Origin of the sequence: Bradyrhizobium uaiense (assembly GCF_010811875.1) — a bacterium.
Classification (GTDB): Bacteria; Pseudomonadota; Alphaproteobacteria; order Rhizobiales; family Xanthobacteraceae; genus Bradyrhizobium; species Bradyrhizobium uaiense.
Map to the genome: position 1 here is coordinate 1 of NZ_VKHP01000387.1, position 5,714 is coordinate 5,714.

Genomic DNA, 5,714 nt, shown 5'->3' on the forward strand with positions numbered 1-5,714 from the left:
GGGGAGGTTTGGGGAGAGGGGGGGCCCAGGTAAGACTCGTTGTGAGCTGCACCAGCCGCCTTCGGCCACATCAGCGCAACGGTTTCGGAGAGATCGCCGACGTAGTCATAGGAATAACCGAACAGCACGGGGTCGGCGCGTTCGGTGATCAGGTCGCGGATCAAGCCCGGCTTGGCGTGCTTGAACGACAGCGCACCGGTCAGCGCAGCCAGCGCGTAGCCGCGGTCGGGATCCTCGGTCTCGCGGAAGTAGCCGACCAGCAGCTTGATCTTGTTGTTGCGGCCGGGCTCGTAGGCGAGGCGGTCGAGCAGCTCGGCGAAGCGGTTCATGTGTCTGCCTCGCCGGCGGGCTTGGCCTCGTCGGCGGGCTGGGCCTCACCGGTGACCGCCACCGTCTCGCCTTCGTCCTCATCGCCATAGCCGACCAGATCGAGCGGCTGCGCGGCAAGGCCCCTGGTCTTGCACCAATGCACCAAGGCATCTTCCTGGCCGTGGGTGACCCAGATCTCGCCGGCGCCGGTCGCGGCGATCGTTGCCGTCAGCCCATCCCAATCTGCATGATCCGAGATCACCAGCGGCAGCTCGATGCCGCCTTGCCGGGCGCGGGCGCGCACGCGCATCCAGCCCGAGGCAAAGGCAGTGACCGGATCGGGGAAGCGTCGCGTCCACACATCCTGTGTCGCGCTCGGCGGCGCCAGCGTGATGGTGCCGGCAAGCTCGGCCTTCTTCATGCCGCGCGCGGGCCTGTGCTCACCGAGCGGAATGCCGCGCTCCTGGTAATAGTAGGTGATCTTCTCCATCGCGCCGTGCAGGTAGATCGGCGCGTCGTAGCCGGCTTCGCGCAGCAGTGCGATCACTCGCTGCGCCTTGCCGAGCGAGTAGGCGCCGACCAGATGCGCGCGCTCCGGAAACAATTTTACGGAGGCCAGCAGCTTGTTCACTTCGCCGGCGGCATCGCCGTGGCGGAACACCGGCAATCCAAAGGTCGCCTCCGTGATGAAGACGTCGCAGGGCACCAGCTCGAACGGGGCGCAGGTCGGGTCGCGCGCGTCCTTGTAGTCGCCGGAGGCGACGATGCGCCTGTCCTTGCAGGTGACCGATATCTGGGCGGAGCCGAGCACGTGCCCGGCGGGATGAAAGGATACCGTGACGTCGCCGAGCCTGATCTCCTCGCCATAGGCGACCGCCTGCACAGAGCCAGCGAAATTCTCGCCGTAGCGCAGCCGCATCATGTCGAGGGTTTCCTGGGTCGCGAGGACAGCGCCGTGGCCCGCCCGTGCATGGTCGGAATGGCCATGTGTGATCAGTGCGCGTTCGACCGGCCTGACAGGATCGATGTGGAAGCCGCCGGGCTTGCAGCAAAGCCCGGCCGGGACGGGCATCAGGATGTCTTGCGGGCGCATGCCGCACATATAGGCATTGATTCCGCGATATCTAATCGTCATGCGCGGGCTTGACCGGCGCATCCAACTCCGGAAAAAGTCCGTGCTTTGATGGATGGCCGTATCGGCCAGGATCGGTTCCTTAAGAATACAATGGCGCCCCGCCTGTTTCTGTCCTCCGGCGACCTCGTTGCCGACCGCCGCTACGAGTTCGCGCGCGACCTGCAATTGAAGGGCGACCTTCCGGCTGCCGCCGAGCTGCTCGAACAGGCGATCGAGCTGGTGCCGAAATTCCCGTCGGCCTGGCACACGCTGGGCAAGATCCGCCTCGAGCTAGGCCAGCGCGAGGCCGCGATCGCAGCCTTCCGCGCCGCGCGCGATGCCGATCCCGAAGACCGCCATGGCGCCGGCCTGCATTTGATGCAGCTCGGCGTCGAGGCCGTCAGCGCGATGCCGCCGGGCTATGTGCAGACGCTGTTCGATCAATATGCGCCGCGCTTCGAGGCCGCCCTGGTCGGCGATCTCGGCTATCGCGGCCCGGCGCTGTTGTTCAAGGCGGTGCTGTCGGTGCGCGCGTCCGCGAAGAAGTCGGCGTTCCTCAAGCGTGCGATCGATCTCGGCTGCGGCACCGGACTTGCGGCCGGCGCATTCGCGCGGCATGTCGATCGCTTCATCGGCATCGACCTGTCGCCGCGCATGATCGACAAGTCGCGCGCCACCGGGCTTTATGCCGAGCTCGAGGTCGACGACATGTTGAAGGGCATCTCCACCAAACCCGATGCCAGCGCCGAATTGATCCTTGCCGCCGATGCGATGGTCTATGTCGCCGATCTCGCACCGGTTCTCGCCGAGGCCGCGCGCGTGCTGGTCGTGGGCGGCGTGCTCGCCTTCACGACGGAGACGCATGACGGCGAGGGCGTCATCCTCGGCGCGGGGCTGCGCTACGCGCACAGCGCGGCTTACGTGCGTGCCTCGGTCGCTGCCGCCGGGCTGGCACTGGCCTTGCTCGACGATCTCTCGGCGCGCAATGAAGACAACATCCCCGCACCGGGACTTGTGGCCGTCGCCGTCAAGCCGTGATGTTTCTTCTTCCCTTCTCCCCTGTGGGAGAAGGTGGCGCGAAGCGCCGGATGAGGGGTCTGCATCCGCGGAGACAGACCCCTCACCCGGCTTCGATGCTCTCGCATCGAAGCCACCCTCTCCCACAAGGGGAGAGGGTGCATGGTCATGCGCCTCGCCCTCAAACTTGAGTCTACACGCTACGCATTTGCCGTGACGCGGCATTGCGCCGCAAAGCGGTGACTTCGCGCTTGCCCGGCGCAAGGCGGAATGCGAGAGCTTTTCGCCTCAGGGAGAGAAATAATGAAAAAACATACGCGGCGCGAATTCGGCGCCACTGCATTGTCCGTCATCGCAGCGTCCGTGCTGCCTGCGCCGTTCGTTCGGGCCGCGGATAAGAAGTACGATCCGGGTTCGAGCGACACCGAGATCAAGCTCGGCCAGACCGTGCCGCATTCCGGTCCGGGCTCGCTCTATGGCGTGCTCGGCCGCGTCGGCGAAGCCTATTTCCAGATGCTGAACGACAAGGGCGGCATCAACGGCCGCAAGGTGAAATTCCTCACCATGGACGACGCTTACAGCGCACCGAAATGCGTCGAGGCGACGCGTCGCCTGGTTGAGCAGGAGGAGGTGCTGGCGCTCTATGGCTCGCTCGGCACCGCGCCGCAGACCTCCGTGCACAAATATCTCAATTCCAAGGGCGTGCCGCAATTGTTGCTTAACACCGGTGCCTCGAAGTGGAACGATCCGAAGAATTTCAAATGGACCATGGCGGGCCTGCCGCTGTATCCGACCGAAGCGCGCATCCTGGCCAAGCACGTCGTCAGCGTGAAGCCGAATGCCAAGATCGGCATCCTCTACCAGAACGACGATTTCGGCCGCGACTTCCTCGGGCCGTTCAAGAAGGTGCTGGCCGATGCCGGCGGCAAGGCAGAGGTGATCATGGAGCAGACCTACGATCTCACCGATCCGACGGTCGATTCCCAGCTCATCAATCTGTCGAAATCGGGCGCCGACGTGTTTTACAACATCACGACCGGCAAGGCGACGTCGCAGTCGATCCGCAAGGTCGCCGAGCTCGGCTGGAAGCCGTTGCAGCTGCTGTCGGCGGGCTCGACCGGCCGCTCGATCCTGAGCGCCGCCGGCCTGGAGAACGCCAAGGACATCGTCGCGATCCGCTACAACAAGGAAGTCGGCGTGCCCCGCTACGAGAAGGATGCCGACGTGGTCGCGTTCGAGGAGCTGCGCAAGAAGTATTTGCCGAACATCGATCCCGATAACACCATCGCCTTCGCCGGCTACGGCCAGGCGGCGACGATGGGCGAGATCCTGCGCCGCTGCGGCGACGACCTGACCCGCGCCAACGTGCTGAAGCAGGCCACCACGCTGGCCGGTTTCCACTCGCCCTATTTCCTGGACGGGATCAACTACAGCTACACGCCCGACGACTACACGCCGATGAAGACGCTCTACGTCTCGATCTTCAACGGCAAGGACTGGGACCTCTTCGGCGAGCCGATGACGGAGTAGAATTTGCACTGCGCTATCGTCTCCCTCGCCCCGCTCTTCGCGGGGAGAGGCGGGGTGAGGGGCTGCTTCCACGAGCCGTGAGCGTGGTGAGACCTGTACCCCCTCACCCGGATCGCATCTGGCGATGCGATCCGACCTCTCCCCGCAGGCAGGGCGAGGTGAAGTACCCTTGCCATCTGCCGCCATTTCCGCCCGCCCTCGACGAAACCGCCTGAACCACTTACCTCTTGGGCGTGTCGACGCTCGATCTCTTTTCCGTCCCGCCGTCGGAAACGGCCGATCTCTTGCCGCGCCGGTTTCGCGACTGGTTCGCCTCACGCGGCTGGTCGCCGCGTGAGCATCAGCTTGCGCTGCTGGCGAAGGCGCGCGAGGAACGCTCCGCGCTGTTGATCGCGCCCACGGGTGCGGGCAAGACACTGGCGGGTTTCTTGCCGACGCTGGTGGAGTTGAGCGGGGAGAGCGAGGAGAGAGGTCGGACACGGTCGGCGCGTACCCGATCGCCACCTCCTCCCTTGCGGGAGAGGGGTACGCCGCTTGCTCAAAACGATACGGCTTACCCCTATCCCCAGCCCTCCCCCGCAAGGGGGGAGGGAGCCCTGCCAGCGAGCGCTGCGGAGCCAAGAAAGACGCTCATCTCCACCGGCCGCAGCGTTCGCCGCAGCGATGGGCTGCACACGCTCTACATCTCGCCGCTGAAAGCGCTCGCGGTGGATATCGCGCGCAATCTGGAGACGCCGGTTGCCGAGATGGGCTTGCCGATCAAGATCGAGACCCGCACCGGCGACACGCCGGTGTCGCGGCGGCAGCGGCAGCGGCGCTATCCGCCGGACATCCTGCTCACCACGCCGGAGCAGCTGGCGCTGTTGCTGGCGTCCGACGACGCGCCGTTTCTGTTCTCCTCGCTGAAGCGCATCGTGCTCGACGAGCTGCACGCGCTGGTCACCTCCAAGCGCGGCGATCTGCTGTCGCTCGGGCTGGCGCGGCTCTGGACCATCGCGCCACAGGCGCGCGCTATCGGCCTGTCGGCAACGGTCGCCGAACCCGAACAGCTGGCGCGATTCCTGGTGCCGCAGCCGGGCGGCGAGAACGCATCCGCCGACGTCGTCACGGCAGGCGGCGCCGCACCGCCGGTGGTCGAGATGCTCGACACAAGGGAGCGGCTGCCGTGGTCAGGCCACAGCGCGCGTCATGCGCTGCCCGAGGTCTATGAGCTGATCAAGCGCAACAAGACCACGCTGGTGTTCGTCAACACCCGCAGCCAGGCCGAGATGCTGTTCCAGGATCTGTGGCGCATGAACGACGACGGGCTCGCGATCGCGCTGCATCACGGCTCGCTCGACGTCGCGCAGCGCCGCAAGGTCGAGGATGCGATGGCGGCAGGCCGCCTGCGGGGCGTGGTCTGCACCTCCTCGCTCGATCTCGGGGTCGACTGGGGCGATGTCGATCTCGTCATCAATATCGGCGCGCCCAAGGGGTCGTCGCGGCTGATGCAGCGGATCGGCCGCGCCAACCATCGCTTCGACGAGGCCTCGCGCGCGGTGCTGGTGCCGGCCAACCGGTTCGAAGTGCTGGAATGCGCCGTCGCGATCGATGCCATCGCGGAGAACGCGCAGGACCCCCCGCCGCTGCGCACCGGCGCGCTCGACGTGCTGGCCCAGCACGTGCTCGGCTGCGCCTGCGGCAAGCCGTTTTTGTCCGATGAGCTCTACGATGAGGTCAGGACCGCAGCGCCCTATGCAGCGCT

Annotated in this window: 4 protein-coding genes and 1 pseudogene; 3 read left to right on the forward strand and 2 right to left on the reverse strand. The window is 66.0% G+C overall.

The features are described from left to right. Positions 1-329, reverse strand: a pseudogene (locus tag FNJ47_RS44270) (ATP-dependent DNA ligase); the annotation flags it as partial. Then, a complete protein-coding gene (locus tag FNJ47_RS44275; RefSeq protein ID WP_163162844.1) occupies positions 326-1,402 on the reverse strand; it encodes a ligase-associated DNA damage response exonuclease in 1,077 nt (358 codons plus the stop codon). The pseudogene FNJ47_RS44270 and the gene FNJ47_RS44275, both read right to left, overlap by 4 nt. Positions 1,403-1,534: 132 nt before the next feature. Here FNJ47_RS44275 and FNJ47_RS44280 point away from each other — a divergent pair, with 132 nt between their 5' ends. The 3 genes from FNJ47_RS44280 to FNJ47_RS44290 form a co-directional block, all read left to right on the forward strand. Next, positions 1,535-2,461 carry a methyltransferase domain-containing protein gene (locus FNJ47_RS44280; RefSeq protein WP_163162840.1) on the forward strand — a complete coding sequence of 309 codons (927 nt, stop codon included), beginning with the start codon at positions 1,535-1,537 and terminating at the stop codon, positions 2,459-2,461. A 282-nt stretch (positions 2,462-2,743) separates the two neighbouring features. Continuing rightward, the gene (locus tag FNJ47_RS44285; protein WP_163162842.1) at positions 2,744-3,970 is read left to right on the forward strand and encodes an ABC transporter substrate-binding protein; all 1,227 of its coding nucleotides are present in this window, start codon (positions 2,744-2,746) and stop codon (positions 3,968-3,970) included. 233 nt (positions 3,971-4,203) lie between these two features. Continuing rightward, positions 4,204-5,714: DEAD/DEAH box helicase (locus FNJ47_RS44290; RefSeq protein WP_347341808.1), on the forward strand; the 1,511-nt coding region annotated here is incomplete at its 3' end.

What these genes read in the sequence shown, in the direction of transcription:
- FNJ47_RS44285 (WP_163162842.1), top strand. Translation starts at nt 2,744, where the DNA reads ATGAAAAAACATACGCGGCGCGAATTCGGCGCCACTGCATTGTCCGTC.
- FNJ47_RS44280 (WP_163162840.1), top strand. Translation starts at nt 1,535, where the DNA reads ATGGCGCCCCGCCTGTTTCTGTCCTCCGGCGACCTCGTTGCCGACCGC.
- FNJ47_RS44275 (WP_163162844.1), bottom strand. Translation starts at nt 1,402, where the DNA reads ATGCGCCCGCAAGACATCCTGATGCCCGTCCCGGCCGGGCTTTGCTGC.